This is a genomic window from Arsenophonus sp. ENCA, assembly GCF_002287155.1.
Lineage (GTDB): Bacteria > Pseudomonadota > Gammaproteobacteria > Enterobacterales > Enterobacteriaceae > Arsenophonus > Arsenophonus nilaparvatae.
This window is the reverse complement of record NZ_NHNG01000037.1, coordinates 1-2,352: the sequence shown is the minus strand read 5'-3', so window position 1 is coordinate 2,352 and position 2,352 is coordinate 1. Positions and strand designations below refer to the sequence as shown.

Below are 2,352 nucleotides of genomic sequence, written 5' to 3'. Positions count from 1 at the left end.
ACATAAACGTCGTATATCTGAAAAAATAACCCTTTATCAACAAAATTGGGACGTAATCAAAAATGCTATTGCTGAGCACATCCGTGTTTTATTAGCGTACCCAAATTAGTTTTGTGCGAAACTCGTGTTTCTATCTAATTCAAGTCAGTTTGGTTTTTTGCTATCTAAATAAGTTGTTATTAATGGCATAAACCAAATTATGGCAAATAGATTTTAGGATATTTTCTTTGAACAATAAAAAATTAAATTTGACGGCTTTAACCGCATTAGTATTAAGTTCAATGGTTGGAGCCGGTGTGTTTAGCTTGCCGCAAAATATGGCTGAAGTCGCTAGCCCCCTAGCACTTATGATAGGCTGGAGTATCACAGGTATTGGTATTTTATTTCTTGCCATATCTTTGCTATTACTTTCACGTATTAGACCGGATCTAGATGGAGGAATTTATACATACGCCAAAGAAGGTTTTGGTGAACTAGTTGGTTTTTGTTCAGCCTGGGGCTATTGGCTATGTGCTGTTATCGCTAATGTTTCCTATTTAGTGATCGTCTTTGCAGCCCTGAGTTTTTTTACTGATCACTCAGGTAATGTGGTTTTTGGTGATGGTAATACTTGGCAATCTTTGATTGGTGAGTCTATCTTACTATGGATCATTCATTGGTTAGTATTAAGAGGTACACAGACTGCTGCCGGTATCAATAAATTAGCAACTTTAGCTAAATTAATTCCCCTTACCCTATTTATCATCCTTGCTATTTTTGCGTTTAAGATAGATATATTTAAATTTGATTTTAGTGGTGCTGAAATGGGCATACCAATTTGGCAACAAATCAAAAATACAATGCTAATTACGTTATGGGTATTTATTGGTATCGAAGGGGCTGTGGTTGTTTCAGCACGCGCTCAAAGACGTAAAGATGTTGGTTTAGCAACGTTACTTGCCGTAATCTCAGCCTTAAGTATTTATATATTAGTTACCTTGCTCTCCTTAGGCATCTTTCCCAGAGCAGAACTTGCTGCAATGAAAAATCCCTCAATGGCATCACTTATGATCCATATGATGGGAAATTATGGCGAGATTATTATTGCAGCTGGTTTGATTGTTTCTGTTTGCGGTGCATATTTAAGCTGGACAATAATGGCGACAGAAATTCCTTATATTGCTTCGCTTCATGGTTCATTTCCTAAAATATTCAAATCTCAAAATAAAAATAATGCCCCTTCTTCATCTCTTTGGCTTACAAACGGTGCTGTACAATTAGCGTTAATATTAATTTGGTTGAGTGGCAGTAACTATAATATGTTATTAACGATAGCCTCAGAAATGATTTTGGTGCCTTATTTTTTAGTCGGTGCTTTCCTAATCAAAATCTCTTTTGAGCGTGATAGCAGAGGATTACTTATTATTGGAGCAGTAACTAGTTTATATAGCTTATGGCTACTTTATGCTTCAGGAACAATCAATCTACTGTTATCTGTTATTCTATACATGCCCGGTTTATTTATCTTCCTCTATGCGCAAAACCAAAACAATAATAAAAAATCACTCAGCAGATTAGAAAGAAATGCAATAATTATAATTATTTTCTCTTCTATCCCCGCATTTTGGTATTTACTTCATATTTAATTAACGAGATTTAACAACGGCCCATTCCCAGTCGAAACGCAACAAACCCATAAAACGTTATGCAGCCATTAGATGAGCTAAAAATACTTCATTTGGACACGAGTTTCGCAGTCTCTAAAAAAGAAGTATAAATTTAAAAACAAGAAAAAATCAGGATGTTCATATTTTGTCCGGTTATCCATGCATTAAAGATATCTATAAAATATTCTTGCAAGTAAGCAGTGTAAGATACTCTWGTTTGGCGTTATCAGAAGTCAGCCCATCGCCTTTATCTCATGACACGGTTAGCCGATGGTTAAAAAGTAGATGTTTCCGCCCTAAAGAGGCTGTCGCAAAAGGGGTGGAATTTTTTTTTCAACAATATCCCACCGTGCAGATTTTCTCTTTTTCTGATTTTAGTTTGTACAAATAATAGACTGAAAATCATCCATAATATCAGAGCAACCGCTCTTGATAAGTTATAGGCCATTGCATGCAGGGTAAATTCGAGCTTTACCGCTAATAATCCCTTACGCCGGAAACGTTCCAAACCCTGAATTCCCCGCAATGCTGAAAACACAGGTTCAACCATGCTCTTTCGCTGATTCAAGATTTTTTTAGACTCAGGAGTAGCCATATGTAAACGAAGTTCATCTCGCTGTTTATCTTCCGGATAGCGTTTTATTTTCCTTCCATCTTTGGATTGTGTACATTGTTTTTTTTGCTCGCATTGGGCGCAATTAACACA

Annotated in this window: 3 protein-coding genes; 2 read left to right on the top strand and 1 reads right to left on the bottom strand. The window is 36.2% G+C overall.

Annotated elements, in window-relative coordinates; genetic code table 11:
* Positions 1-227 precede the first annotated feature (227 nt).
* Both CBG25_RS00865 and CBG25_RS00860 read left to right on the top strand, forming a co-directional pair.
* Positions 228-1,625, top strand: a complete 1,398-nt coding sequence (locus tag CBG25_RS00865) for an amino acid permease (protein ID WP_290603835.1) — start codon at positions 228-230, stop codon at positions 1,623-1,625.
* A 166-nt stretch (positions 1,626-1,791) separates the two neighbouring features.
* Positions 1,792-2,037, top strand: a complete 246-nt coding sequence (locus CBG25_RS00860; RefSeq protein ID WP_290603833.1) for a hypothetical protein — start codon at positions 1,792-1,794, stop codon at positions 2,035-2,037.
* Here CBG25_RS00860 and CBG25_RS00855 read toward each other — a convergent pair.
* Positions 1,921-2,352: transposase (locus tag CBG25_RS00855; RefSeq protein WP_290603831.1), on the bottom strand; the 432-nt coding region annotated here is incomplete at its 5' end. The genes CBG25_RS00860 and CBG25_RS00855 overlap by 117 nt on opposite strands.